The organism is Streptomyces sp. NPDC003247, from assembly GCF_042888135.1.
Lineage (GTDB): Bacteria > Actinomycetota > Actinomycetes > Streptomycetales > Streptomycetaceae > Streptomyces.
On record NZ_JBIAPF010000002.1, the window covers coordinates 1 to 23801 of the forward strand.

24 protein-coding genes and 2 rRNA genes are annotated in these 23801 nt (G+C 72.0%); 20 read left to right on the forward strand and 6 right to left on the reverse strand.

The window, feature by feature from the left end:
* The 10 genes from ACFYWQ_RS04865 to ACFYWQ_RS04910 form a co-directional block, all read left to right on the forward strand.
* Window positions 1–73, forward strand: a 23S ribosomal RNA gene (locus tag ACFYWQ_RS04865); the annotation flags it as partial.
* An 87-nt stretch (window positions 74–160) separates the two neighbouring features.
* Window positions 161–277: ribosomal RNA gene (rrf, locus tag ACFYWQ_RS04870) — 5S ribosomal RNA — on the forward strand.
* A 61-nt stretch (window positions 278–338) separates the two neighbouring features.
* Window positions 339–983: an HAD family hydrolase gene (locus tag ACFYWQ_RS04875; RefSeq protein ID WP_389512891.1), complete on the forward strand. Its 645-nt coding sequence runs from the start codon at window positions 339–341 to the stop codon at window positions 981–983.
* Window positions 984–1091: 108 nt separating this feature from the next.
* Window positions 1092–2420: an MFS transporter gene (locus ACFYWQ_RS04880; RefSeq protein WP_389512893.1), complete on the forward strand. Its 1329-nt coding sequence runs from the start codon at window positions 1092–1094 to the stop codon at window positions 2418–2420.
* Window positions 2311–3462, forward strand: coding sequence for an acetoin utilization protein AcuC (locus tag ACFYWQ_RS04885; protein ID WP_389514334.1), 1152 nt, complete (start codon window positions 2311–2313; stop codon window positions 3460–3462). The genes ACFYWQ_RS04880 and ACFYWQ_RS04885 overlap by 110 nt, the downstream gene beginning before the upstream one ends.
* A 186-nt stretch (window positions 3463–3648) precedes the next feature.
* Window positions 3649–4464, forward strand: coding sequence for a phosphatase (locus tag ACFYWQ_RS04890; RefSeq protein WP_389512895.1), 816 nt, complete (start codon window positions 3649–3651; stop codon window positions 4462–4464).
* Between the two features lie 134 nt (window positions 4465–4598).
* Entirely contained in the window at window positions 4599–4808 is a 210-nt protein-coding gene (locus ACFYWQ_RS04895) for a helix-turn-helix domain-containing protein (RefSeq protein ID WP_162655568.1), read from the forward strand.
* 155 nt (window positions 4809–4963) lie between these two features.
* Window positions 4964–5062, forward strand: coding sequence for a 30S ribosomal protein bS22 (locus ACFYWQ_RS04900; protein WP_003948845.1), 99 nt, complete (start codon window positions 4964–4966; stop codon window positions 5060–5062).
* A gap of 393 nt (window positions 5063–5455) precedes the next feature.
* On the forward strand, window positions 5456–6517 hold the full coding sequence (locus ACFYWQ_RS04905; RefSeq protein WP_389512897.1) for an NAD-dependent epimerase/dehydratase family protein: 1062 nt from the start codon (window positions 5456–5458) through the stop codon (window positions 6515–6517).
* A gap of 14 nt (window positions 6518–6531) precedes the next feature.
* Window positions 6532–7608 (forward strand): lysophospholipid acyltransferase family protein, encoded by a 1077-nt coding sequence (locus ACFYWQ_RS04910; RefSeq protein ID WP_389512899.1) that lies wholly within the window; start codon window positions 6532–6534, stop codon window positions 7606–7608.
* Between the two features lie 146 nt (window positions 7609–7754).
* Here ACFYWQ_RS04910 and ACFYWQ_RS04915 read toward each other — a convergent pair whose 3' ends face one another.
* The 3 genes from ACFYWQ_RS04915 to ACFYWQ_RS04925 form a co-directional block, all read right to left on the reverse strand.
* Window positions 7755–9047 carry a DUF5667 domain-containing protein gene (locus tag ACFYWQ_RS04915; protein WP_389512901.1) on the reverse strand — a complete coding sequence of 431 codons (1293 nt, stop codon included), beginning with the start codon at window positions 9045–9047 and terminating at the stop codon, window positions 7755–7757.
* Window positions 9048–9282: 235 nt separating this feature from the next.
* Window positions 9283–10062: an ECF subfamily RNA polymerase sigma factor, BldN family gene (locus ACFYWQ_RS04920; protein ID WP_389512902.1), complete on the reverse strand. Its 780-nt coding sequence runs from the start codon at window positions 10060–10062 to the stop codon at window positions 9283–9285.
* Between the two features lie 517 nt (window positions 10063–10579).
* The gene (locus ACFYWQ_RS04925; protein ID WP_389512904.1) at window positions 10580–11482 is read right to left on the reverse strand and encodes an HAD family hydrolase; all 903 of its coding nucleotides are present in this window, start codon (window positions 11480–11482) and stop codon (window positions 10580–10582) included.
* A 303-nt stretch (window positions 11483–11785) separates the two neighbouring features.
* Here ACFYWQ_RS04925 and ACFYWQ_RS04930 point away from each other — a divergent pair, with 303 nt between their 5' ends.
* The 5 genes from ACFYWQ_RS04930 (at window position 11786) to ACFYWQ_RS04950 (ending at window position 17604) form a co-directional block, all read left to right on the forward strand.
* Window positions 11786–12073: a glutaredoxin family protein gene (locus ACFYWQ_RS04930; RefSeq protein ID WP_389512905.1), complete on the forward strand. Its 288-nt coding sequence runs from the start codon at window positions 11786–11788 to the stop codon at window positions 12071–12073.
* A 350-nt stretch (window positions 12074–12423) separates the two neighbouring features.
* A complete protein-coding gene (locus tag ACFYWQ_RS04935; protein WP_389512907.1) occupies window positions 12424–13245 on the forward strand; it encodes a redox-sensing transcriptional repressor Rex in 822 nt (273 codons plus the stop codon).
* Window positions 13242–14948 carry a glutamyl-tRNA reductase gene (locus tag ACFYWQ_RS04940; RefSeq protein ID WP_389512909.1) on the forward strand — a complete coding sequence of 569 codons (1707 nt, stop codon included), beginning with the start codon at window positions 13242–13244 and terminating at the stop codon, window positions 14946–14948. Before ACFYWQ_RS04935 ends, ACFYWQ_RS04940 begins: the two co-directional genes overlap by 4 nt.
* Window positions 14945–15904, forward strand: a complete 960-nt coding sequence (gene hemC / locus ACFYWQ_RS04945) for a hydroxymethylbilane synthase (RefSeq protein WP_389512911.1) — start codon at window positions 14945–14947, stop codon at window positions 15902–15904. The genes ACFYWQ_RS04940 and hemC overlap by 4 nt, the downstream gene beginning before the upstream one ends.
* Entirely contained in the window at window positions 15901–17604 is a 1704-nt protein-coding gene (locus ACFYWQ_RS04950) for a uroporphyrinogen-III synthase (protein ID WP_389512913.1), read from the forward strand. Before hemC ends, ACFYWQ_RS04950 begins: the two co-directional genes overlap by 4 nt.
* 60 nt (window positions 17605–17664) lie before the next feature.
* Here the strand turns inward: ACFYWQ_RS04950 and ACFYWQ_RS04955 are convergent, their stop codons facing one another.
* Both ACFYWQ_RS04955 and ACFYWQ_RS04960 read right to left on the reverse strand, forming a co-directional pair.
* Complete coding sequence (locus ACFYWQ_RS04955; protein WP_389512915.1) at window positions 17665–17871, reverse strand: DUF397 domain-containing protein; 207 nt, start codon at window positions 17869–17871, stop codon at window positions 17665–17667.
* Entirely contained in the window at window positions 17868–18704 is an 837-nt protein-coding gene (locus ACFYWQ_RS04960; RefSeq protein ID WP_389512917.1) for a helix-turn-helix transcriptional regulator, read from the reverse strand. The genes ACFYWQ_RS04955 and ACFYWQ_RS04960 overlap by 4 nt, the downstream gene beginning before the upstream one ends.
* 160 nt (window positions 18705–18864) lie before the next feature.
* Between ACFYWQ_RS04960 and ACFYWQ_RS04965 the strand changes: the two genes are divergently transcribed.
* Both ACFYWQ_RS04965 and ACFYWQ_RS04970 read left to right on the forward strand, forming a co-directional pair.
* Window positions 18865–19299, forward strand: coding sequence for an ATP-binding protein (locus tag ACFYWQ_RS04965; RefSeq protein ID WP_389512919.1), 435 nt, complete (start codon window positions 18865–18867; stop codon window positions 19297–19299).
* Between the two features lie 295 nt (window positions 19300–19594).
* Complete coding sequence (locus ACFYWQ_RS04970; RefSeq protein WP_389512921.1) at window positions 19595–20638, forward strand: helix-turn-helix domain-containing protein; 1044 nt, start codon at window positions 19595–19597, stop codon at window positions 20636–20638.
* A gap of 31 nt (window positions 20639–20669) precedes the next feature.
* Here the strand turns inward: ACFYWQ_RS04970 and ACFYWQ_RS04975 are convergent, their stop codons facing one another.
* Window positions 20670–21317: a DUF4232 domain-containing protein gene (locus ACFYWQ_RS04975; protein WP_389512923.1), complete on the reverse strand. Its 648-nt coding sequence runs from the start codon at window positions 21315–21317 to the stop codon at window positions 20670–20672.
* A 445-nt stretch (window positions 21318–21762) separates the two neighbouring features.
* On the opposite strand from ACFYWQ_RS04975, the gene ACFYWQ_RS04980 reads away from it, so the two are divergent.
* The 3 genes from ACFYWQ_RS04980 (at window position 21763) to hemB (ending at window position 23738) form a co-directional block, all read left to right on the forward strand.
* On the forward strand, window positions 21763–22239 hold the full coding sequence (locus tag ACFYWQ_RS04980) for a TetR/AcrR family transcriptional regulator (protein ID WP_389512924.1): 477 nt from the start codon (window positions 21763–21765) through the stop codon (window positions 22237–22239).
* An 18-nt stretch (window positions 22240–22257) separates the two neighbouring features.
* Window positions 22258–22623, forward strand: a complete 366-nt coding sequence (locus ACFYWQ_RS04985) for a hypothetical protein (protein ID WP_389512926.1) — start codon at window positions 22258–22260, stop codon at window positions 22621–22623.
* A gap of 122 nt (window positions 22624–22745) precedes the next feature.
* Window positions 22746–23738, forward strand: a complete 993-nt coding sequence (hemB, locus tag ACFYWQ_RS04990; RefSeq protein ID WP_389512929.1) for a porphobilinogen synthase — start codon at window positions 22746–22748, stop codon at window positions 23736–23738.
* The last annotated feature ends 63 nt before the right edge of the window (window positions 23739–23801 follow it).

Sequence of the window (23801 nt, forward strand, 5' to 3'; positions counted from 1 at the left end):
GTTGATAGGCCGGATCTGGAAGCACGGTAACGTGTGGAGGTGACCGGTACTAATAGGCCGAGGGCTTGTCCTCAGTTGCTCGCGTCCACTGTGTTGGTTCTGAAACCACGAACAGCCCCACGTTGTCACAGGCGTGGTGCGGCTGACAGTTTCATAGTGTTTCGGTGGTTATAGCGTGAGGGAAACGCCCGGTTACATTCCGAACCCGGAAGCTAAGCCTTACAGCGCCGATGGTACTGCAGGGGGGACCCTGTGGGAGAGTAGGACGCCGCCGAACAATTTTTGAGAAATCCCCCGTGCCGGATGGCACGGGGGATTTCTGCGTTTAGGGTCGAAACATGGACTACGACCTGGTCATCTTCGACAACGACGGTGTGCTCGTCGACAGCGAACCCATTTCCAACCGGCTGCTCGCCGCCTATCTGACCGAGCTGGGGCACCCCACGACGTACGAGGAATCGATCCGGGACTACATGGGGTCCGCGATGCACCGGATCCACGAGCTGGTCCTGGAGCGGACCGGGCAGCGGCTGCCGGCGGACTTCGACGACGTCTTCCACACCCGGGTCTTCGCCGCGTTCGAGCAGGAACTGGCCGCCGTCGACGGGGCCGCCGCCGTGCTGGAGAAACTGGCCGCCAACGGGGTGCCGTACTGTGTGGCGTCCTCCGGCAGCCATGAACGTATTCGGGTGGGCCACCGGACGACCGGGCTCGACCGGTGGTTCGACGAGGGACGGATCTTCAGCTCGCAGGACGTGGGACGGGGCAAGCCGGCCCCGGACCTGTTCCTCCACGCGGCCGAGCGGATGGGAGTCGCGCCGCAGCGCTGCGTCGTCGTGGAGGACTCACCACTCGGGGTGCAGGCGGCCGTCGCGGCCGGGATGGACGTGTACGGGTTCACCGCCATGACACCGGCGGAGAAGCTGGCCGGAGCCGACCGTCTCTTCTCCGACATGGCCGAGCTGGCCGACCTGCTCGCCTGACCCCTGGAACTCGCCCGCCCCCCGACTCCCGACCTCCCCTGAAGGTGAAGGAAATTCATCTTCGGCTGGATCTACCCACCAGTACGCCGGAGCCCTACGCTCGCCGCCATGACGGAAGTGCTGCGGCGCGGTAGGGCCTCGCTGGCGTTCGGCTTCTTCGCGCAGGGCGTCGCCTTCGCCCTGCTCGTGACCCGGATCCCGGCCATCCAGGACCGGTACGGGGTGTCGGACGCGCTGCTGCCCCTCTTCCTCGCCGCCGTGCCCGTCCTCGCCGGAGTCGGCAGCGTGGCCACCGAACAGCTGGTGAAGCGCGTACCGGCGCGTTCGCTGCTGCGCTGGTCCCAGCCGGTCGTGCTCCTGGCGCTGCTCGGCGTCGGGGCGGGCGAGCGCATGGTCGCGCTCGGAACCGCGCTCGCGGTCTTCGGGCTGGCGGTGGGGATGCTGGACGCCTCGATGAACATGCTCGGGGTGAGCATGCAGCGGGCGTACGGGCGAAGCATCATGCTCGGTTTCCACGCCGCGTACAGCCTGGGCGGAATCCTGGGCGCGTCCCTGGCCTGGGCGGGGGCGCACTGGCACCTCGCGCTCTGGGTGTCGTATCTGCCGGTCGTGGCGGTGCTGTTGCCGGCCGTGCTGGTGGGGAGCCGGTGGTATGCCGACGGGGACGGCGGCACCCTCCGGGAGGAGGGACGGGCGGAGGACCGGGCCGGGAAGAGCGCCGGGCGGGGGGACGGTGACGGCGTCGTCTTCAGGGCGCTGCTGCCGCTGTGCCTGGTGATGACCTTCGCGTACATCGGGGACTCGACCGTCTCCAACTGGAGTGCCAAGTACCTCCAGGACGTGCTGGGCGGGTCCGAGCAGCTGGCGACCGTGCCGTACAACGTGTACATGGTGACGACGCTGCTCGGGCGGGCCGTCGGGGACCTCGGGGTGCGGCGGTTCGGGGCGGTGGGCGTCGTGCGGGCGGGGGCGCTGGTGGCGGCGGTGGGGTTCGCCGTGGTCGCGGTCGCCCCGGGGGCGTGGCTGGGGATCGGCGGGTTCACCCTGCTGGGAGTGGGGCTGTGTGTGCTGGTGCCGCAGACGTTCGCCGCGGCCGGGAGGATGTTCCCGGGGGCTTCGGACGCGGCGGTCGCCCGGCTCAACGTCTTCAACTACGTGGGTTTCCTGATCGGTTCGCCGTTGGTGGGGGCGTTGGGGGACGCGTGGAGCTACCGGGGGGCGATGGTGGTGCCGATGGCGTTGGTGCTGGTGACGTTGGTGTACGCCCGGTCGTTCGCCGCTCGGCCGGACCGATACGGTGGCGGTCATGAGCGGCCGCGCACAGCTGATGTGGGACGAGGCAGTAACGGGCTACGACTTCGGCCCGGACCATCCGATGGACCCGGTCCGGCTGGATCTGACCCGGAGGCTCGTCCACGCCCTGGGGCTCGACCGTGAGGTGACGGTCGCGTCCGCCCAACCGGCCGGCGAGTCGACGCTGCGGCTGGTGCACCGCGAGGACTACATCGCCGCGGTGAAGGCGGCCTCGCTGGACCCGGGTGCGGCGGACACCTCGTACGGGCTGGGGACGGTGGACGATCCGGCCTTCGCCGGGATGCACGAGGTGTCCTCCCTCATCGCCGGGCTGTCCGTGGGCGCGGCGGAGGCGGTGTGGCGCGGGGACGCGCTGCACGCGGTGAACTTCGCGGGCGGCCTGCACCACGCGATGCCGGGCGGCGCGTCGGGGTTCTGCATCTACAACGACGCCTCGCTGGCCATCGCGCGGCTGCTGGAGCTGGGGGCCGAGCGGGTCGCCTACGTGGACGTCGACGTGCATCACGGCGACGGGGTGCAGGCGGCGTTCTGGGAGGACCCGCGGGTCCTGACGATCTCGTTGCACGAGCATCCCCGGACGCTGTTCCCGCAGACCGGGTGGCCCGAGGAGACGGGGGCGGAGCGCGCCGAGGGATCGGCGGTGAACGTCGCCCTGCCGGCGGGGACCGGGGACGCGGGATGGCTGCGGGCGTTCCACGCCGTCGTGCCGGAACTGATCGCCGACTTCCGGCCGGACGTCCTGGTCACCCAGCACGGGGCCGACACGCACTTCGAGGATCCGCTTGCCCACCTCGCGGTGTCGCTGGACGCCCAGCGGGCCGTGCAGACGGCCTGCCACGATCTGGCGCATGCGCATGCCGGGGGGAAGTGGGTCGCGCTGGGCGGGGGCGGATACGCCGTGGTCGATGTGGTGCCGCGGTCGTGGGCGCATCTGGTGGGCGTGGCGGCGGGGGCGCCGGTGCCGCCGGAGACGGTGATCCCCGAGGGATGGCGGCAGGACGTCTTCGCCCGTACCCGGCAGCTGGCCCCCGCGCGGATGACCGACGGGCGGTGGCCCGTGGAGTGGGCGGACTGGGAGGCGGGGTACGACCCCGCGGACCGGCTGGACCAGGCGGTACTGGCGACGCGGCGGGCCGCGTATCCGCTGCGGGGGCTGCTGCCGTAGGGGCTGCCGTAGGGGGCCCGGCGCTGACGAGCTGTCCTGGCGAGCCGCACCAGGGGCTGCCGTAGGGGCGGAGACGGACAGCAGGGAGACGGCGGGAGAGAGCGGGAGACGGTGGGCTTACGCCGACCGTGCGTTCTTCGGCCGTTCCCGGGACGCCCCCCGCCCTCCTCGCGCACCATCACCCCCGTGTGGAGTACCGCGGCCCTGAGGGCCCATCTGCTGGCTGCCGGGCTGGCCGGGGTGGTGGCCACCTCCCGGGAGGAGAGCCTTCGCCGTTACCGCCTCTTCGCCGCCCGCGATCCCCGGGTGCTGATCGGTATCGATCCCGAGAGGACCTGGGAGGTGCGGGATCTGGTCGAGTTGATGGCGGCCAAGTGCGGGGTTTCGGCCGATCCGGCGGACGTTTCGGGGCATGATGTGATCGACCCCGAGCGGACCCTGGCGGCCCTCGACGCCTTCGCGGAGCGGCTCACCGAGGTCGCCCGGCGTGCCGCGCCCGTGCTTCTGGGTACCGGGCACCCGCATCGGCTGCTCGGTTTCTACGGCGGGATCGCGGACGCTTTGTCGGCGGCGGGATGTGAGGTCCTCACCCCCGCGCAGGGTCGCTGTGTCGACATAACGACCCGGTTCGGACTACGCACGTACAACCTGGACTACGTACGGGGTGTCGCGCTGGTGCGGGGTCCGGAGGGGCGGCGCCCCGGTGGTGCGACCGGCGCGCACACCCACTCGCCCCTCCCGGTTCGACTGGCGCTGGCGGCGGCCGCGGAGGCCGGCGGGCCGCTGCCGGAGCTGGTCATCGGGGATCACGGGTGGCTCTGCGGGGCAGGTCAGCTGGGGTTCGAGGCGATGGGACCGGCGGACACCGACGACCCGGCGCCGTTCGTGGGGGAGGCCGAGGGGTCGGTGTCCGTCGTCGTTCCACTTGATGACGGCGTGCGGTCCGCTTACTACCTCCCGCTGACCCGCTACGTACTCAATCGGGCGTGTCTGTCACAGTAGGCCGCCGATGGGTGCACCTCTTCCCCACTCGCATCACCCGCCCCTACATTGGGGAGTGAGCACGCAGCGACGAAGAGTCACCGGAAGGGGAAGCCGGTGGCCGTCGAGTCGAGTGCGGAAGGTTCAGGTGTGTCATGGCTGCTGACCAGAGGCCTCTGAGCGAGGTTCAGTTCCTTACCGTGGCGGAAGTCGCCTCGGTGATGCGAGTGTCCAAGATGACCGTGTACCGGCTGGTGCACAGCGGTCATCTGCCCGCGATCCGGGTGGGACGGTCCTTCCGTGTCCCGGAGAACGCGGTTCACGAGTACCTCCGCGAGAGCTACGTGGGGGTGGAAACCGCCTGACGGCTGGGTCCGGGGGGATCCGTTCACCGGGCACGTCAGGGTCCCTCCGCCCCTCGATTACGACCTCAGCGCTCGGGCGGGTAGGCTAGCCCCTCGTAGGTCGTATGGGCCCATGGCGCCCAGCACCGAGTGATGAGAAGTGAGCGAGGGTAGTCGTGGGCTCTGTTATCAAGAAGCGGCGCAAGCGGATGGCCAAGAAGAAGCACCGCAAGCTGCTCAAGCGCACGCGCGTTCAGCGTCGCAACAAGAAGTAAGCGCAGTTCGTTCGCGCGGCATCGGCCGCGAGAGCGTGGTGTGGCCCCTCACCGTCCGACGGTGGGGGGCCACACGCGTCTCCGGAGCGTCGTGCGGAGGGGTGAACGCCGTGCACAGGGCCGGACGGGGACCCGGCCGGTCCGGTCGTGCGTAGGGGCCGGACGGGCACCTGGCCGGTTCAGTCGTGCGAGGGGGCCGGATGGGACCCCGGCCGGTCCGGTCGTAGGGACGGGCGCCTTGCGGCAGATGGTGGCGGTTGCGGCATGTGGCGCGTCGGGCGGTCATGTCGGCGCAACACCGACCGGCTAAGTTGGCCCGCGGACGGGGAACGCGGCAGGGTAACGAGCAGTACGGCGGCCGGGCGGTACCAGTGCGGAAGGAAGGCGCTGATCTTGGGCAAGGTTGTGCTCGTCACCGGAGTGGCCCGTCAGCTCGGGGGCCGGTTCGTACGACGGATCCAGCGGGACCCGGAGGTCGACCGGGTGATCGCCGTGGACGCCGTGCGGCCCGAGCACCATCTCGGCGGGGCCGAGTTCATCCAGGCCGACATCCGGCAGCCCACCATCGCGCGGGTGCTCGCCGAGACCGGTGCCGACACCGTCGTGCACCTGGACGTGACGGCCACCGCGCTGGGCAGCGGCAGCCGGACCCTGGTCAAGGAGACCAACGTCATCGGGACCATGCAGCTCCTCGGCGCCTGTCAGAAGTCGCCGAGCGTGCGACGGCTGGTGGTCAAGTCCAGTACGAACGTGTACGGGTCCGCGCCCCGCGACCCCGCCGTCTTCACCGAGACGACCTCGGCGAAGTCGCTGCCCAGCGGCGGTTTCGCCAAGGACATCTGTGAGGTCGAGGGGTATGTGCGCGGGTTCGCCCGGCGGCGGCCGGACGTCGCGGTCTGCGTGCTGCGGTTCGCCAACATCCTCGGGCCGACCGCCGAGACCCCGCTCGCCTCGTACTTCTCGCTGCCGGTGCTGCCGACGGTCCTCGGTTACGATCCGCGGCTCCAGTTCGTGCACGAGGACGATGTGATCGAAGTGCTGCGGATCGGCTCCCACGAGCCGGCGCGGGGCACCCTCAACAGCGGGACGTTCAACATCGCCGGCGACGGCGTCCTGCTGCTGTCGCAGTGCTCGCGGCGGCTCGGGCGGCCCACCGTGCCGCTGCTGCTGCCCGCGGTGACCTGGGCGGGCTCCCTGGTCCGTACGCTGGGCGTGACGGACTTCTCGCCCGAGCAGATCCGGCTGCTCACCCACGGCCGGGTCGTGGCGACGGACCAGATGCGCGAGACGCTGGGCTTCACGCCGAGGTACACCACCGCGGAGACGTTCGCGGACTTCGCCCGCGGTCAGGGTCCGGGGCTGCTGCCCCCCGAGGCCCTCGCGGGAGCCGTCGACCGGATCGCCGCGCTGCCCCTCGCGGGCGGCGGCCACCCCCCGACCCAGAGCGCCAACTGAGGAGCGCATCAACGATGGCGGACGCCAAGGTCATTCCGTTCGACGACGACCGGTCCCGTGGGAGCGCCGTGCAGCGGCCGTCGCGGCGCCGGAGCGGGGGCGGCCGGCGCACGAGCGGCGAGTCGGCGCCGGTCCGTGAGATCGGTGACGCCGGTGAGGGCCGGCCCCTGCCCGCCAGGGCGGTCGCGAAGGATGATGATCCCGTGACCGGTACCGGGGAGGAGCGGCCGCGGCCGCCGCGGGAGGACGCCGGCGGCATCGAGCGGCGCATCGCGGGGGGTCTGGCCTTCCTGCGCCGCCGGCTGACGGGTGATTACGACGTCGACGACTTCGGCTACGACGAGGAGCTCACCGACCAGGTCCTGATGTCGCTGCTGCGGCCGGTGTACGAGAAGTACTTCCGGGTCGAGGTGAAGGGCCTGGAGAACATTCCGGCCGAGGGCGGCGCGCTGATCGTCGCCAACCACTCCGGGACGCTGCCGCTGGACGGGCTGATGTTGCAGGTCGCCGTCCACGACCACCATCCGGCGGGCCGCCATCTGCGGCTGCTGGCCGCCGATCTCGTCTTCGTCCTGCCCGTCGTCAACGAGCTGGCCCGCAAGCTCGGCCACACCCTCGCCTGCGCGGAGGACGCCGAACGGCTGCTGGCGGCGGGCGAACTCGTCGGGGTGATGCCGGAGGGCTTCAAGGGCATCGGGAAGCCGTTCAGCGAGCGCTACAAGCTCCAGCGGTTCGGCCGGGGCGGCTTCGTCTCCACGGCCCTGCGGCAGGGTGCTCCGATCGTCCCCTGCTCGATCGTCGGGGCGGAGGAGATCTACCCGATGATCGGCAACGCCAAGACGCTCGCCCGGCTGCTCGGCTTCCCGTACTTCCCGCTGACGCCGACGTTCCCGTGGCTGGGGCCGTTGGGCGCGGTGCCGTTGCCGACGAAGTGGACGATCCAGTTCGGTGAGCCGATCCGGACGGACGGGCACCCGCCGGAGGCGGCGGAGGATCCGATGCTGATGTTCAACCTGACGGACCAGGTGCGGGAGCAGATCCAGCACACGCTGTACAAGCTGCTGGTGCAGCGGCGGTCGGTGTTCTTCTGAGGCTGCTGCCGGGCTGCCGGGCTGCCGGGCTTTCCGTCTCAGCGCTGCCGGTCTCCGGCCGGTACGGCGGGGGGGGGGGGGGGGGGGGGGGGGGGGGGGGGGGGGTTTGGGCGCCCCCCCCCCCCCCCCACCGCCGTACGGGGCCGCTAGTCCGCGTCCTCGCTGTCGATGCCCAGGCCGGGCAGGAGGCCGGGGAGGAGGGGCGGGAGGGTGACGTCCGGGGCGGTGGTGGCGGGGTCGCTGGTGGACGGGGAGGCGCTGTCGGCGTCCTGGGGCGGGTCGAGCAGGCCGCCGGTGTCGCCGCCGAGCAGCCCGTCGTCGTCGGTGCCGGTGGAGGACGACCTGCTCGGGCTGCTGGTGTCGCCGCCGGTGCCGTCGGAGCCGGCGGGGCCGTCGCCGGTGCTGGGGGCGGTGGAGCGGCCGGTGTGGGTGGTGCCGGGGGACACCGGGTCGGTGCTCCGCCCGCTGCCGCCGCTTCCCTTCCGGGCCGGGGGCTCCGGGAGGAGGGACCGCAGCGGGGCCACCTCTTCGTCTATGGCGTCGAAGACCGACGAGACCTCTCGACTGACGTCGCCGAGCTGGACGGGGAGCCTGTCGCGCAGGGCGCCCCAGGCCTCGCGGTGCGAGCGGGAGAACGTGGACAGGGTCTGGATGGGGCCCAGGGAGTCCGGGTCCCGCTCGTACGCCTCGTGCAGCAGCCGGTGGCCTTCGGAGGCGTCGTGGCGCATGCCGGACAGGGCGCGGCGGATCTCGCCGAGGGACTCGTGGTCGAGGTGGGCGCCGCCGCGGCCGCGCTCCATGAGCCTGCGGGCCTCGCCGAGCCGTGTGGAGGCCTGGTCGAGGTAGGCCTCGCCGCGTTCGCTGTCGCCCTCGGCGAGGTAGGTGAGCTTGAAGTCCTCGATGCCGCGTTTCAGTCCGTAGAGCGAGTCACCGGGCAGCGCGTCGGAGCTCGCGGCGGCGACGCCGCCGAAGGCGCCCGCAGCCATGCCGACGCTCAGGCCGCCCGCGGTGAGGCCCTTGGCGAGCCGTGTGCGCGGTCGGAACTTTCCCAGGGGGCTCGCCCGGTGGGTGCCCCGCGCCCGCGAGCGCTCGCCCGCCTCCTGCCGGCGCCCTTCGGCGGCGGGAGCGGTGCTCCCCCTCTGCCCGGGCACCGCGAAGTCCGGCGCCTCGCCCGCGGTGCCCGCCTGCAGCATGGCCTCCATCGCGGCGACCAACCGGGCGCGCTGGACGACCTTGACCTCGGGGTCGAGTTCCGGTTTGGGCAGCTCGGCGAGACTCGTCGCGAGGGCCAGGAGGCGGCCCCGCTCGGTCTGGTCCGCAGCGGCCGGGGCCGGTGCCGATCCTTCGGACTGCTCGGCCGCCGTGCCCTGGTCGGACTGCTCCTCCAGGGCCTGGGCGAAGGCGTGCGCCCGCCGGTGCGCCGATACGTTCGCGATCACTGGCGGCACCTCCTCTCGTCATGACGGTCGACTCCCCGGGGGGTCTGGGGGGTGCACGCCCTCGATCCTTTCCACCCGATCGAGTGAGCGGAGGTGGCGAGGGGCGTGTCCACAGGGAGCCTGTATCCCGCACAACGACTGGCGCGGCACTTGGGTTACGGACTGCCGGTGACCGGATGCGAAAGTCAACCCACTTTCACGGAACGTGAGTTGAGGTGGCCGACGGTGAGCGGGGTCAGCGCGCGTCGTCGGGGAGGAGACGGGCGAGGGTGCGGACGGCCCGGTACTGGAGGGTTTTGATGGCGCCTTCGTTCTTGCCCATCACGCGGGCGGTCTCGGCGACGGAGAGGCCCTGGAGGAAGCGGAGGGTGACGCACTCCTGCTGCTGCGGGTTGAGCCGTCGTACGGCGTCCAGCAGGGCGGCGTTGGAGAGGGACTCGAGGACGGAGTCCTCCGGGGAGCGCTCGACCTCGTTGGCGTCGAGCATCTCACCGGTGGTGACCTCCAGGCGGAAGCGGCTGGACTTGAAGTGGTCCGCCACCAGGTTGCGGGCGATGGTGACGAGCCAGGCGCCGAAGTCGCGGCCCTGCCAGGTGAAGGTGCCGATGCGGCGCAGGGCGCGCAGGAACGTCTCGCTGGTGAGGTCCTCGGCGGTCGCCTTGCCGCCGACGCGGTAGTAGATGTAGCGGTAGACCGTGTCGCTGTACTGGTCGTACAGCCGCCCGAAAGCGTCGGCCTCGCCGTCCTGGGCCCGCTCGACGAGGTCCATCATCCGGGCGCTGTCGCTGTCGGCGGCCGGCCGGCGGGCGGTGGCCGCGCCGGTCGCGCGTCCTCGTCTGCCCACCGCGGCGCTGCCCTCGGCCAGTGCGTAGCACGGGCCGGCCGGAGCGGCGGCGGCGAAGGCGGGGACGGCGTACGCGGTGGGGACGAAGTCGCGCAACAGGTCCTGGACCGTAGCGACCGTTGCGCGCAGCGTAGCCAGGCCCGAGGCGTCAACCCCGACGTGTGGGTACACGGGACTCCCAGAGGCAGAGCTTCCATCACGTGCAGTGCGGGACCATTCACCCGTCGTAGCGACGGAGGGGTACCGGATTGCGTCTGAGGAGAATAACGCTTCGTACAGGCGCTGCTACACCGAGTTGCTCAAATCGACGATTACGTCGCTTCTCTAGCCGTTTGACGCTCACTCAAGTTGCTGAGAGTGAGCGATTGTTGATCGAAACGGTCCGAGTTTCCGGTCGGTCCGGGGCGCGTTGTGGCGGTGCGCGGACAAGGCGGAGGAGAGGGGTGGGGGCCTGTCGCGGGGGTACGACGGTGGACCGAGGCGCGCGCGGGGAGCGCGCCCACGTCGGAAGGTGGGACGCCGCGAGGGTCGGCGTGCGCGTCAACCGCACGGGTCACCGCGTGCGTCAACCGCGCGGGTCACCTACGAGGAGCGGGGGCGCTCCCGGGTCCCGGCGGCGGAGGGGGCGGAGGCGGGGGAGGAGGGGCGGCTGCGGCGGCGGCCGAGGGGCGGTTGCGGCGGCCGAGTGTCAGCGGCGGCGGCGGTGGAGGGCGATCGCCGCCGCCGTGCCGCCGGCCACCGCGCCCACGCCGGCCGCCGCCGGGATGCCGACCTTGGCCGCCTTGCGGCCCGTGCGGTAGTCGCGCAGCCGCCAGTCCAGCTCGCGGGCGTGCTTGCGGAGCTTGGCGTCGGGGTTGATGGCGTAGGGGTGGCCGACGAGCGAGAGCATCGGGATGTCGTTGTGGGAGTCGCTGTAGGCGGCGCAGCGGGAGAGGTCCAGGCCCTCCGCCGCGGCCAGCGCCCGGACCGCCTCCGCCTTGGCCGGGCCGTGCAGCGGCTCGCCGACCAGCCTGCCGGTGTAGACCCCGTCGACGGACTCGGCGACCGTGCCCAGTGCCCCGGTCAGGCCGAGCCGGCGTGCGATGACCTGGGCGATCTCCACCGGCGCGGCGGTGACGAGCCACACCTTCTGGCCTGCCTCCAGGTGGGCCTCGGCCAGGGCGCGGGTGCCGGGCCAGATCCGCTCGGCCATGTACTCGTCGTAGATCTCCTCGCCGATCGACCGGAGCTCGGAGACGCGGTGGCCCTTGACGATCGACAGGGCGGAGTCGCGGGCCTCCTGCATGTGCTCCGGGTCCTCGACGCCGGCCAGCCGGAACCACGTCTGCTGCCAGGCGAACTTGACGAGGTCGCGGGTCTCGAAGAACTTCCGCTTGTACAGGCCCCGGCCGAAGTGGAAGAGGGCGGCGCCCTGCATCACGGTGTTGTCGAGGTCGAAGAACGCGGCGGCGCGGTCGTCGCCGTGCACGGGGAACGGCGGTTCCTGCGCGGAGACGTCCTTGCGGGCGGCCTCCGCCGACGCTTCGCCTGCCAACACGCTCCGCGCCGTGGCGGAGCGCCTACGGGGAGTGAGCCATCCGAGAGCGGCCATGGCGTGAGCATAGCCAGTCTGTTCGGTGGTTCCGGTTTCACGAGGTTGGGACGCTGTGAACTCTCCGCGACCGTGTCGTTAAACGCCCGGCGAAAGGCGTCGCGAAAGCCGCCCGGAAGCCGCCCGGAAGCCGCCCGGAAGTCACCTGGCAGGCGTGCCGGCGGTGCCCCGGAAGGTGTCGCGGACAGCGCCCCGGACGGCGTCACGGAAGGCGTCGCGCCGAGGGCGGTGCGGGCGGTCCGTCGCCGGGTTGTGTCACGGTCGCGCGCACGGCCGCTGCCCGATGCGCGAGGGCGCGCGAGAATGGCCGGCATGAGTCCCCTGTTTCGCCGGAAGGGCCCCGCCCCGCAGGACCGGCTGGTGACGTTGATCGGCAAGCCCGGCTGCCATCTGTGCGACGACGCGCAGGTGGTGGTCGAGAAGGTGTGCGGCGATCTCGGGGTCCCGTGGGAGAGGCGGGACATCACCGAGGACCCCGCTCTCCACGACCAGTACTGGGAGCAGATCCCCGTGGTGCTCGTGGACGGGAAGCAGCACACTTTCTGGCGCGTTGACGAGGAGCGGCTGCGCAGGGAGCTCTCGGGGAACTGAGGGGGCCCGCGGGAGCCCCTCGGGGAGCCGGAGAGTCGCTCGGGCAGCTGACAGGAAACTGACCGGCCAGTCCAAGAGTTCCGAAAAGTCGCTTAAAATCGACGGCGACCAGGTCTCGGGGGCGGGATTCGTGAGGAGAGTGTGCGACTTTGCCCCCAATACGGAAGGAACGTGGGCGCGTGTGCGCCGGTTCCCCACGAACGCGCCGGGGGCGCGTGAGCCCGGTCACGTTGGCCGGGCAAATCGGACACCATCTTTGTGCACGCGTTCACAAAGACATAGCCTGCTGTCGACGGGGCGGTCTGGGGACGTATGACCGCCTGCAGCCCCGCTCTACCCGCAGGAGCACCGTGGCAACTGGCCGAACTCACCGACCGGCGACCCGCAGCCGAGGCATTCCCGAGGCCACCGTCGCCCGTCTTCCGCTGTACCTCCGCGCCCTGACCGCGCTCTCCGAGCGTTCGGTCCCCACGGTCTCCTCCGAGGAGCTCGCGGCCGCGGCGGGGGTCAACTCCGCGAAGCTGCGCAAGGACTTCTCGTACCTGGGTTCCTACGGGACGCGAGGGGTGGGGTACGACGTCGAGTATCTCGTCTACCAGATCTCCCGCGAGCTGGGCCTGACCCAGGACTGGCCGGTCGTGATCGTCGGTATCGGTAACCTCGGCGCGGCGCTGGCCAACTACGGCGGGTTCGCCTCCCGTGGTTTCCGGGTCGCGGCCCTCATCGACGCCGACCCCGCGATGGCCGGGAAGCCCGTCGCCGGGATCCCCGTCCAGCACACCGACGACCTGGAGAAGATCATCCAGGACAACGGTGTGTCGATCGGTGTCATCGCGACGCCCGCCGGTGCCGCCCAGCAGGTCTGCGACCGGCTCGTGGCCGCCGGCGTCACCTCCATCCTGAACTTCGCGCCGACCGTGCTGTCCGTCCCGGACGGCGTCGACGTGCGCAAGGTCGACCTCTCCATCGAGCTTCAGATCCTCGCCTTCCACGAGCAGCGCAAGGCCGGCGAGGAGGCCGCGCTCGACGCCACGCCCGCCCCGGCCACCGCGTCCGCCCAGGCCACCGCGTCCGCCCAGGCCGCGACGGCCGTCCCGGCCACCGCCGCGACCCGCGGGAAGAGCACCGACCAGGGACCCGACGGGGACGTCCCCGCCGTGATGCCGGCATGAGTCTCCTCGTCGTCGGGCTGAGCCACCGCAGCGCCCCGGTCAGCGTCCTGGAGCGGGCCTCGCTCTCCCCGGACGCCCGGCTCAAGCTGCTCCAGGACACGGTCGCCGCCGAACCGGCCGCCGAGGCCGCGGTGCTCGCCACCTGCAACCGCATCGAGCTGTACGCCGACGTCGACAAGTTCCACGCCGGTGTCGCCGAGCTGTCCACCCTGCTCGCCCAGCACAGCGGCGTGGGGCTGGAGGAGCTCACCCCCTACCTCTACGTGCACTACGAGGACCGCGCCGTCCACCACCTGTTCTCGGTGGCCTGCGGCCTGGACTCGATGGTCGTCGGCGAGGGCCAGATCCTCGGTCAGATCAAGGACTCCCTGGCCCGCGCCCAGGAGCTGCACACCGCCGGACGGCTGCTGAACGACCTGTTCCAGCAGGCCCTGCGGGTCGGCAAGCGCGCCCACTCCGAGACCGGCATCGACCGCGCCGGCCAGTCCCTGGTCACCTTCGGCCTGGAGCAGCTGGCGGCGGGCGGGGACGTGGCCGGGTGGGCGCGGGGCAAGCGCGCCCTGGTCATCGGCGCCGGCTCGATGTCGTCCCTGGCCGCGGCGACCCTCGCGCGCGTGGGCGTGGCCGAGGTCGTCGTCGCCAACCGCACCTTCGACCGCGCCGAGCGCCTGGCCCGGATCCTCACCGACGCCGAGGACACGGACGTCGTGGCCCGCGCGGTGCCGATGGAGTCGGTGGCCGAGGAGCTGACACGTGCCGACGTCGCCGTCTCCTGTACGGGGGCGACGGGACTCGTCCTGACGGCGGAAGTGGTCGCGACGGCGGTCGAGGGCCGCACCGGGACGCCCGTCGCCTCCGACGGCGGCACCGTGGGTGCCGGGACGGCGCCGGCGGACGTACGGCCGCTGCCGCCCACCTCCGTGGGCACCGACGACGGCTGCCCGCTGGACCTGTCGGCCGTGCAGCAGTCCGGGTTCTCCGTGATGGGCGAGGCCGCCGTGGCCGGCATGGACGCGGCGACGCTGGAGCAGCACGCCGCGTGGGCGGCCGGCACCGCCGTCGACCGCCGCGAGGCCGCCCGCCGGCCCGACACCGACTCCGGGCTGATCACCGCGCTGGCCGCGACCGCCGCGACCGTCGGCCGCATCCCCGAGCTGCGCAGGCCCGAGCCGGTCACCGTGCCCGTACGGCCCGAGCCGGTGCTGTTCCTGCTGGACCTGGCGATGCCGCGGGACGTCGACGCGGCCGCGCACCGGCTGGCCGGGGTGCGCCTGGTCGACATCGAGTCGCTCGCCGAGGCCTCCGCGGACGCGCCGATGGCGACGGACGTGGACCACGTGCGGCGGATCGTGGCCGACGAGGTCGCCGCGTTCGGCGCCGCGCAGCGGGCCGCGCACATCACGCCGACCGTCGTCGCGCTGCGCGCGATGGCCGCCGACGTCGTGGCGAGCGAGATCGCCCGGCTCGACGGCCGGCTGCCCGGCCTGGACGACAAGCACCGCGCGGAGATCACACAGACCGTACGGCGCGTCGTGGACAAGCTGCTGCACGCGCCGACCGTCCGGGTCAAGCAGCTCGCGGCCGAGCCCGGCGGCGCCGGGTACGCGGACGCGCTGCGCACCCTGTTCGACCTCGACCAGGAGACGGTGGCCTCCGTCTCGCGCGCCGAGGACAGCACCGAGAAGAACCGAGGGCCACGATGACCAAGAAGGCACTGAGACTGGGCACGAGGCGGAGCAAACTCGCCATGGCCCAGTCCGGGCAGGTGGCGGAAGCCGTGAGCCAGGTGACCGGACGGCCCGTCGAACTCGTCGAGATCACCACCTACGGCGACGTCTCCCGCGAGCACCTCGCGCAGATCGGCGGCACGGGCGTGTTCGTCACCGCGCTGCGGGACGCGCTGCTGCGGGGCGAGGTCGACTTCGCGGTTCACTCGCTGAAGGACCTGCCGACGACGCAGTCCGAGGACCTGGTCCTGGCCGCGATACCGGAGCGCGAGGACCCGCGGGACGTGATCGTCGCCCGGGACGCGCTGAAGTTCACCGACCTGCCCCGCGGGGCGCGCATCGGTACCGGTTCGCCGCGCCGGATGGCGCAGCTGAACGCGTACGCGCGCAGCCACGGGCTGGACATCGAGACGGTGCCGATCCGCGGCAACGTCGACACCCGGATCGGGTTCGTACGCAGCGGCGAGCTGGACGCGGTGGTGCTGGCCGCGGCCGGGCTGAACCGCATCGGCCGCAGTGAGGAAGTGACCGACTTCCTGTCGGTCGACACGGTTCTGCCCGCTCCCGGCCAGGGGGCGCTGGCGATCGAGTGTGCCGCGCACGACGCGGAACTCGTCGCGGCACTCGGCGAGCTCGACGACCCGTTCACCCGGGTCGCCGTGACCGCCGAACGGTCACTGCTCGCCGCCCTGGAGGCCGGTTGCAGCGCTCCCGTGGGGGCGTTGGCCGACTTGCTGGCCGACGGGCAGATTGTCAACGAAATGCGCCTGCGCGGCGTCGTCGGCACCACCGACGGCACGCGCATGGTGCAGCTGTCCACCACCGGTCCCGTGCCCGAGACGCACGACCGGGCAATGGCGCTCGGTCGCGAACTCGCGGCCGAGATGCTCGCCCAGGGCGCGGCCGGTCTGATGGGGGAGCGAGCACAGTGAGCCCCACCACCCTTCCCACCGGCCTCGAACACGGGCACGTCACCTTCCTGGGTGCCGGACCCGGGGATCCGGGGCTGCTGACTCTGCGCGCCGTGGAGGCGCTGGCCAACGCGGACGTCCTCGTCGCCGAGCACGAGGTGCTCGACGTCGTGCGGACGCACGCCAGGCCGGGCGTCGCCGTCGTGAACGCGGAACCGGATCCCTCGTCGGATCCGCTCCCGGGCACGGGCACGCCTCACCCCAAGCTTGTTGACGCTGCGTCAACAAGCGCTGCGGTACCCGCTGTGCGGGATGCGGCACATCTTGTCATGGAGGCCGCGCGGGGCGGCAGGCGGGTCGTCCGTGCGGTGACCGGGGACCCGGGACTCGATACGTACGCGGCGAAGGAAATGCTCGCCTGCGCGGCGGCCGGTGTGCCGTTCGAGGTCGTCCCCGGCGTCGCGGCGGCGGTCGGCGTGCCCGCGTACGCCGGTGTGCCGCTGCGGGACGCGCACGGCGCGGACGTCCGGTTCGTGGACGCGCGCACGGCGTCCGACCGGTGCTGGACCGAGGTCGGCGCCTCCGACGGGACCGTCGTCGTGTCGACCACGCTGGACGCGGTGGCGGTCGCGGCGGGCGAGCTGGTCTCGGCCGGGCGCAAGCCGGACACTCCGCTGACGGTGACGGTCGCCGGTACGACGACCCGGCAGCGGACGTGGAGCGCCACGCTCGGGACGATCGCGCAGACGCTGAAGCAGGCGAAGGTGCTGCCCTCCCCCGAGGGCGGCCGGCCGGTGATAGCCGTGGTCGGTGAGCGTTCCGCCCCCGCCCAGCGCGACCAGCTCGCGTGGTTCGAGTCCAAGGCGCTGTTCGGCTGGAAGGTGCTCGTGCCGCGGACCAAGGAGCAGGCGGCGTCGCTCTCCGACCAGCTGCGGTCCTACGGTGCCGTGCCGCACGAGGTGCCGACGATCGCCGTCGAGCCGCCCCGCACGCCCCAGCAGATGGAGCGCGCGGTCAAGGGCCTGGTCACCGGCCGCTACGAGTGGATCGCCTTCACCTCGGTGAACGCCGTCAAGGCGGTCCGCGAGAAGTTCGAGGAGTACGGGCTCGACGCCCGCGCCTTCGCCGGGATCAAGGTCGCCGCGGTGGGCGAGCAGACCGCCAAGGCGCTGATCGCCTTCGGCGTGAAGCCGGACCTGGTGCCGAGCGGCGAGCAGTCGGCCGCCGGGCTGCTGGAGGACTGGCCCCCCTACGACCCGGTCTTCGACCCGATCGACCGCGTCTTCCTGCCCCGCGCCGACATCGCCACGGAGACCCTGGTCGCCGGGCTCATCGAGCTCGGGTGGGAGGTCGACGACGTCACCGCCTACCGGACCGTGCGCGCCTCGCCGCCGCCCGCCGAGACGCGGGAGGCGATCAAGGGCGGCGGCTTCGACGCCGTTCTCTTCACGTCGTCGTCGACCGTGCGGAACCTGGTCGGTATCGCGGGCAAGCCGCACAACGTGACCGTGATCGCCTGTATCGGCCCGGCGACGGCCAAGACCGCCGAGGAGCACGGGCTCCGCGTCGACGTCATGGCTCCCGAGCCGTCCGTGCACAAGCTGGCGGAGGCCCTGGCCGACTTCGGCCTGCGGCGCCGGGCCGCCGCACTGGACGCCGGGGACCCGGTGACCCGGCCGAGCGAGCGGCGTCCGGGGTCGCGCCGGCGCCGGGCGACCTGAGGGCAGGCGAACGGCCCCGCATCCGAGCAGTCGGGTGCGGGGCCGTTCGCGTGCGCCCGCTCAGGCCTCGGAGGCGTACGGGAGGAAGGCCGCCCAGGTGGTGGGGGTGAGGGTGAGGCGGGGGCCGTGGGGGTTCTTGGAGTCGCGGACGTGGATGGTCCCGAGGGAGGCGGCGACCTCGACGCAGGAGGGGGTGTCTGCGCCGCTGTAGCTGCTCTTTATCCACTCGAGCGCTGTCCCGTCCCCGGAGGCGGGCTTGAAGCTCATGGCTCTCCCAGCATTTTCTCGATGAAGGCCAAAGACTCTTCGGGGTTGAGGGCCTGGGCTCGGATGATCCCATAACGGATCTCAAGGACCTGAACGAGTTTCGGATCGACGATCGCGCGACTGGTGAGCTGCACCTCGTTGTATCCCACATTGGTGCCGTCCTTGAGCCTGAGCACGCGGAACGGGCCGTCGACACCGGCGTTTCCCTCACGCCCAAGAGGCATGATCTGGATGTCTACGTTCCGCAACCCGCCCAGCCGTAGCAGTTGTTCGAGTTGCGTGCGCATCACCATTGTGCCCCCGTAGGGGCGCCGCAGAGTCGACTCGCACTGGACAAAACTGAAAACCGGCAACGCGGCGGCGCTGTCCACGATCGCTTGACGTGCCGTACGCGCAGCCACCTGCTGTTCCAGCTCCTCCTCCGTGAACGGCGGTCGCCGGGAGCTGAACACGGCCCGCGCGTACTCCTTGATCTGCAACAGTCCGTCGATGACCGAGTTGTTGTAGGAGCAGATCTCGACGGCTTCCGCCTCCAAGCGCTTCACGTCCCGTACCTTCTTCGGGTACCGGACCTCCGCCACGTCCTCCTTCAACGCGGCGATCCTGCCGCCCGCGTTCAGGGCCTCGTCGGCGCGGTCCAGGTACTCGGGGCGGGGGATGCGCCGCCCCCGTTCCACGGAGGAGACCAGTTCCTCGCCGTACCCGATGGCCGCCCCGAACTCGGCCTGGGTGAGGCCGGCCGACTCCCGCCACAGCTTCAGCTGCCGCTGGACGGCCCTCATCACGGCCCCGGCCTCCTCGTCGTCCGCCGCTCCCGCGTCCCACTCGTTCACGTCCGTAGCCCTCCCGCCGTGCCCTTCCCGGTCCAACCCCGGCGCCCGCTCCCCGTCACCCCGTACGGTCCGGACGGAAACCGGACGCCGTACGGACGGACACCGTCCGCACGGGCCACCCGTCTTCACAGAGTACGCACGCGTAAACACGCTGAGTGATGTGAATCAGCAAACCGCGCCCACCGCGCCCGCTCCTGTCCACCTGTTCTCGGTGCCGCTCTCCGCCACCCGGCGCGGTGCCCGTCTCGCCCGCCTGCTCGCGGCGGAACGGCTGAACGACTGGGGACTGCCGTGCGATCCGGCCCGGCTCGTCATCGCCGAACTGGCTGCCAATGCCGCGCTGCACGGCCGTGTCCCCGGCCAGAGTTTCCGGCTCACCCTCTCCGTCGCCGCGTCCGGGGTGCTGCGCATCGAGGTCAGTGACAACCGGGGCGACCTTGATCCCTCCCGGGGGCGATCGGCGGCCGAGGCGCCCGCGGAGTCCGGCTACGGCCTCTTGCTCGTGGAGGAGTTGGCGGACCGGTGGGGTGTACGGCGGGGGCCGGTTCCGGGCAAGACGGTGTGGGCGGAAATCGATCTGGCGCCCCATCAGTGAACGCCTGTCCGCGCGTCCCGTGCCGGAGCCCGGAAGCGGGTCGCCCGGTGAGGCGCGGGCCGGGGCGGCGGGCGGTAAAAGACCAAAAAACCCAGGGAAAAAACCAACCAACCAACCAAACCTCGCGTACGTCACTCGGCCGGGTGAAACCGGTCGATCTGAGTGGCGGACGGAGGGCACGAGCGTGCAGTCTCGGCGCAGACAACTCCACTGCCCCGCACATGCATCGGCCCCCGCCGGGACTGCAATCCCAGGGCGAGGGCCTGACCAACGAGGAAGACAAGGACCCTTCCCCATGGCTGAGAAGAAGCCTAATGCCGTTGCCCGCCCGAGTCAGGGTGTTGAGCAGACAACCACCCCCTCCGGTGTCACCCACGTACGGGCGTTCCAGTCGGGCCAGTACACGGTCGTCGGCAACCACCTCGCCCAGCACCGCGAGCTGTCGCTGACCGCCATCGGTCTCGCCGCCCACATCCTGTCGCTGCCGGAGGGCGCCCCCGTCGACATCCGCAGCCTCGCCGACCGCTTCCCCGAGGGGCGGGACCGGATCGCCTTCGCCCTGCGGGAGCTGGAGGCGCACGGCTACCTGGAGCGGGTGCGGGAGCGCACGGAGGCGGGGCGGCTGTTCACGCGTACGTACGCCCATCACACCCCCGGTGCCACCGCCGCGCAGTCGGCTCCCGCGCGTGTCCCCGCGGCCCGCCCGCGTGGCCGCAGCGCGCCGGTCCGCCTGTCGGGGGACGACCGGCAGGCACCCCAGGAGGACGACGACCGAGGTGCGGACCGACCGCCGTCCCGCGACGCGCACACCGCTCCCGTGGCCGCTCGACCGCCTGGCACCCCCGAGCGATCAGCCGAGGCCCCTGAGCGGCGGGCCGTACCGCAGAGCCCGCCCGAGGAGGATGCCGATGCCCCTCGCGACGCACGCCACGAGCGGGCCGTCGCCCTCCTCGCGGGCCTGCGCCGCACCGACAGCCGCCTCACCCTCTCCGCGCGGGACGTACGCACGCTCGCGCCCGCCGTCACCGCCTGGTTCGACCACGGCGCCCCGGCCTCCGTCGTCCACCACATCCTGACCACCGGCCTCCCCGACGACATGCGCCACCCGGCCGCCGTCCTCGGCTACCGCCTCCGCGAGCTGCTGCCCGCACCCCTCCCCGCGATCCCGGCGCCACCGCCCGTACCGGCAGACGCCCAGGCGGCGGGCCACCGCCCCCACCCCTTCCAGACCTGCGACGGCTGCGAACGCGCCTTCCGTGCCCCACACCCCGGCCGCTGCCGCGACTGCCGGTCGCGATCCGAGCCGTCGACGACGGTCAGCCCGCTCTGCGCCGCATGAGGCGGCCGAGGCGGAAACCCGGATCCACGGGTCAGCTCGCCCCGCCCTGGCCCGCGCTGCCCATCGGGCCGACCGTGACGGAGGAGCCGGTGCCGTCGGTGACGGGCAGGGTGCCGGCGCCCGGCCAGGCGAGGGTGACCGACTTCGTCTCGTTCGGCGGGGTCACCACCAGGCCGGTGATGCTGACGCCGGAGCCGCCCGAGTCGTTGAGCGGGTAGACGATGCCGAAGGACACCGACTCACCGTCCTTGAGAGTCACGGGGTCGGACGCCTGGCCACTGCGCTCGGCGGACAGATCCCCCGCGCTGGTCTTCAGGTCGACGCCCGCGTACCCGGACAGGGTGCAGTCGTGGCCACCGCCGTTCTTGAACGTGACCGCGACCGAGCCCTCGGCGTCACCGGTGATGGTGGTGTCCGACGCGGTGACCTCCAGTTCGTCGGTACGGCACGTGGCGGTCTCGGCGTCCGTGCCGGAACCGCTCCCGGCGGAGTCCGTCGCCCCCTCCTGCTCCGAGCCTCCCTGCTCCGAACCGGTGGACGCCGAGGTGGTGTTCGAGGTGGATGCGGAAGAGGCGGACGCCCCGTCGCTCTGCGCCGCGAGGTCGTCGCCGTTGCAGGCCGTGAGCGAGAGACCCGCGGCGACGGCCAGGACGGCGAAGGTGAGCTTGCGAACGCGCATCGTTACTTCCTCAGTCTCGGTGGATTCTGTCGGCCGCTCGGTCCGCGTCGGTACGAGCGGGCTTTCCTGATCACCAAGACATGTCCGCGCCACGACCCGTTCCGCTCAACCACCGCTCCGGACACCGTCGTTACACACACCACCGCGGTACGCCTCGGACCGTCGCGGGGGAAGGCGGTGGGTTCCCGCACCCTGCCGTGCCTCTCGCTCGGCGCCGTCCGGCCCGGAAATTCGGGGCCTGAGGCCCGGCGTGTCCCCGGCACACCGGACCCACCCGACGGCGGGGGCGGACGCAGGTTCCGGCCCGGTCGGCACCTTCCGCGATCACCGCCGGCTGGGACAGATCCGTGACCCGGTGGACACCCTCCTCAGAAGACCCGCGGCTCAACCCATTAAGAACGATCGTTCTTGACTGGTCGTTCTCAAATGGCGTACGGTCAAGGACATGGGACGACCACGCGCTTTCGACGCCGATCGGGCCGTCGGTGACGCGGCGGCGCTCTTCGCTGTCCGTGGGTACGAGGGGACCTCGGTGGACGACCTGGTCGCGGCGACCGGGATTCATCGGGGGAGCCTCTACAAGGCCTTCGGTTCGAAGCGGGGCCTGCATCTGACCGCCCTGCGCAGCCATCTCGACCACGAGATCCACCCGACCACCGCCGCCATCGGCACGCTCACCGACCCCGCGCAGGCCCTGGCGGCGGCCGTCGCCTCGTTCGACGCCGGGCCGGCCGCCGGGCTCCTCCTGCTCGCCGCCGCCGAACGCGCCCCGCACGACCCGGAGGTCGCCGCGATGGTCGCGGAAGGCGTCGCCGCGCTGGAGGACGCGCTGCGTCCCTCCCACGGTGACGCCGCTCCCCGGACCGCCTCCACCGTCCTCGGTACCCGCCTGCGCCTGCGCGCCCAGCCGACCGCCCCTTAGGGCCCTAGGAGAACCGACATGGCATTGATTTCCGTCGACCGTGAACGCGGCCTGCTGATCGCCGAGTTCCAGGGGCTCGACAAGCTCTGGGCGCTCAAGAGCCGCCTGGAGATACCGCTCGCCCACGTGCGGGGCGCCACCCACGACCCCGGCATCGCCCGCGAACCGAAGGGCATCCGCACCGGGGGCACCTACCTCCCCGGCGTGATCGCCGCGGGCCGCTTCCGCCGTGACGGCGAGCGCCTCTTCTGGGACGTGAAGAACCCGGACAAGGCCGTCGTCATCGAACTCGCCGACGCCGAGGACTACGACCGCCTCGTCCTCGAGGTCGACGATCCCCGCGCCGCCGTGGCCCTCATCGAGGGAGCCGTCACCCGCGGCTGAGGGCGGGACGAAGGCCGGTCGTCCAGGAGGCCCGCCGACGGTTCCGGACGCCCGCCGGGGCGGGGCGGGGCGCCGACGGTGAGTCGGTAAAGGCGGGGGTGGGGCGGGCGTAGCGTAGGCGTATGACGAAGTACGGATCCTTTCCCGGTACGCGTCCCCGGCGGCTGCGCACCACCCCCGTGATGCGGCGCATGGTCGCCGAGACCCGGCTGCACCCGGCCGACTTCATCCTGCCCGCCTTCGTGCGGGAGGGCGTGAGCGAGCCGGTGCCGATCGAGGCGATGCCCGGGGTCGTGCAGCACAGCCGGGACAGCCTGAAGAAGGCCGCCGCGGAGGCGGTGGAGGCCGGGATCTCCGGGATCATGCTCTTCGGCGTTCCGGAGGAGGCGAAGAAGGACGGGCTCGGCACCGCCGGGACCGATCCGGACGGCATCCTCCAGGTCGCGCTGCGGGACGTGCGGGCCGAGGTCGGGGACGACCTGCTCGTCATGTCCGACCTCTGTCTGGACGAGTTCACCGACCACGGCCACTGCGGTGTGCTGGACGCCGAGGGGCGCGTCGACAACGACGCCACCCTGGAGCGGTACGCCGAGATGGCGCAGGTGCAGGCCGACGCGGGCGCCCACGTGGTCGGCCCGAGCGGGATGATGGACGGTCAGATCGGCGTCGTCCGCGACGCCCTGGACCAGATCGGGCGCGAGGACGTGTCCATCCTGGCCTACACCGCCAAGTACTCCTCCGCCTTCTACGGGCCCTTCCGGGAGGCCGTCGGGTCCTCGCTGAAGGGGGACCGCAAGACGTACCAGCAGGACCCCGCCAATCTGCGGGAGTCGCTGCGCGAGCTCGCCCTCGACCTGGAGGAGGGGGCCGACATGGTGATGGTCAAGCCGGCCGGACCCTACCTCGACATCCTGGCGCGGGTCTCCGACGCCGTGGACGTGCCGGTCGCCGCCTACCAGATCTCCGGCGAGTACGCGATGATCGAGGCCGCCGCCGAGAAGGGCTGGATCGAGCGCGACCGGGCGATCGTCGAGACGCTGACCGGCATCAAGCGGGCCGGGGCGCGGACCATCCTCACCTACTGGGCCACCGAGGTCGCCCGGAAGATCCGGTAGGCGCTCCGCACGCCGTACGCCGCACGCCGCACGCCGCACTCCGCAGGGGCGTAGACGTCCGCC

Coding starts and splice junctions, on each gene's coding strand:
- ACFYWQ_RS04970 (WP_389512921.1), top strand. CDS start 19,595: ATGGCTGAGAAGAAGCCTAATGCCGTTGCCCGCCCGAGTCAGGGTGTT.
- ACFYWQ_RS04940 (WP_389512909.1), top strand. CDS start 13,242: ATGAGTCTCCTCGTCGTCGGGCTGAGCCACCGCAGCGCCCCGGTCAGC.
- ACFYWQ_RS04980 (WP_389512924.1), top strand. CDS start 21,763: ATGGGACGACCACGCGCTTTCGACGCCGATCGGGCCGTCGGTGACGCG.
- ACFYWQ_RS04880 (WP_389512893.1), top strand. CDS start 1,092: ATGACGGAAGTGCTGCGGCGCGGTAGGGCCTCGCTGGCGTTCGGCTTC.
- ACFYWQ_RS04930 (WP_389512905.1), top strand. CDS start 11,786: ATGGCCGGCATGAGTCCCCTGTTTCGCCGGAAGGGCCCCGCCCCGCAG.
- ACFYWQ_RS04925 (WP_389512904.1), bottom strand. CDS start 11,482: ATGGCCGCTCTCGGATGGCTCACTCCCCGTAGGCGCTCCGCCACGGCG.
- ACFYWQ_RS04910 (WP_389512899.1), top strand. CDS start 6,532: ATGGCGGACGCCAAGGTCATTCCGTTCGACGACGACCGGTCCCGTGGG.
- ACFYWQ_RS04895 (WP_162655568.1), top strand. CDS start 4,599: ATGGCTGCTGACCAGAGGCCTCTGAGCGAGGTTCAGTTCCTTACCGTG.
- hemC (WP_389512911.1), top strand. CDS start 14,945: ATGACCAAGAAGGCACTGAGACTGGGCACGAGGCGGAGCAAACTCGCC.
- ACFYWQ_RS04975 (WP_389512923.1), bottom strand. CDS start 21,317: ATGCGCGTTCGCAAGCTCACCTTCGCCGTCCTGGCCGTCGCCGCGGGT.
- ACFYWQ_RS04985 (WP_389512926.1), top strand. CDS start 22,258: ATGGCATTGATTTCCGTCGACCGTGAACGCGGCCTGCTGATCGCCGAG.
- ACFYWQ_RS04885 (WP_389514334.1), top strand. CDS start 2,311: ATGTGGGACGAGGCAGTAACGGGCTACGACTTCGGCCCGGACCATCCG.
- hemB (WP_389512929.1), top strand. CDS start 22,746: ATGACGAAGTACGGATCCTTTCCCGGTACGCGTCCCCGGCGGCTGCGC.
- ACFYWQ_RS04955 (WP_389512915.1), bottom strand. CDS start 17,871: ATGAGCTTCAAGCCCGCCTCCGGGGACGGGACAGCGCTCGAGTGGATA.
- ACFYWQ_RS04875 (WP_389512891.1), top strand. CDS start 339: ATGGACTACGACCTGGTCATCTTCGACAACGACGGTGTGCTCGTCGAC.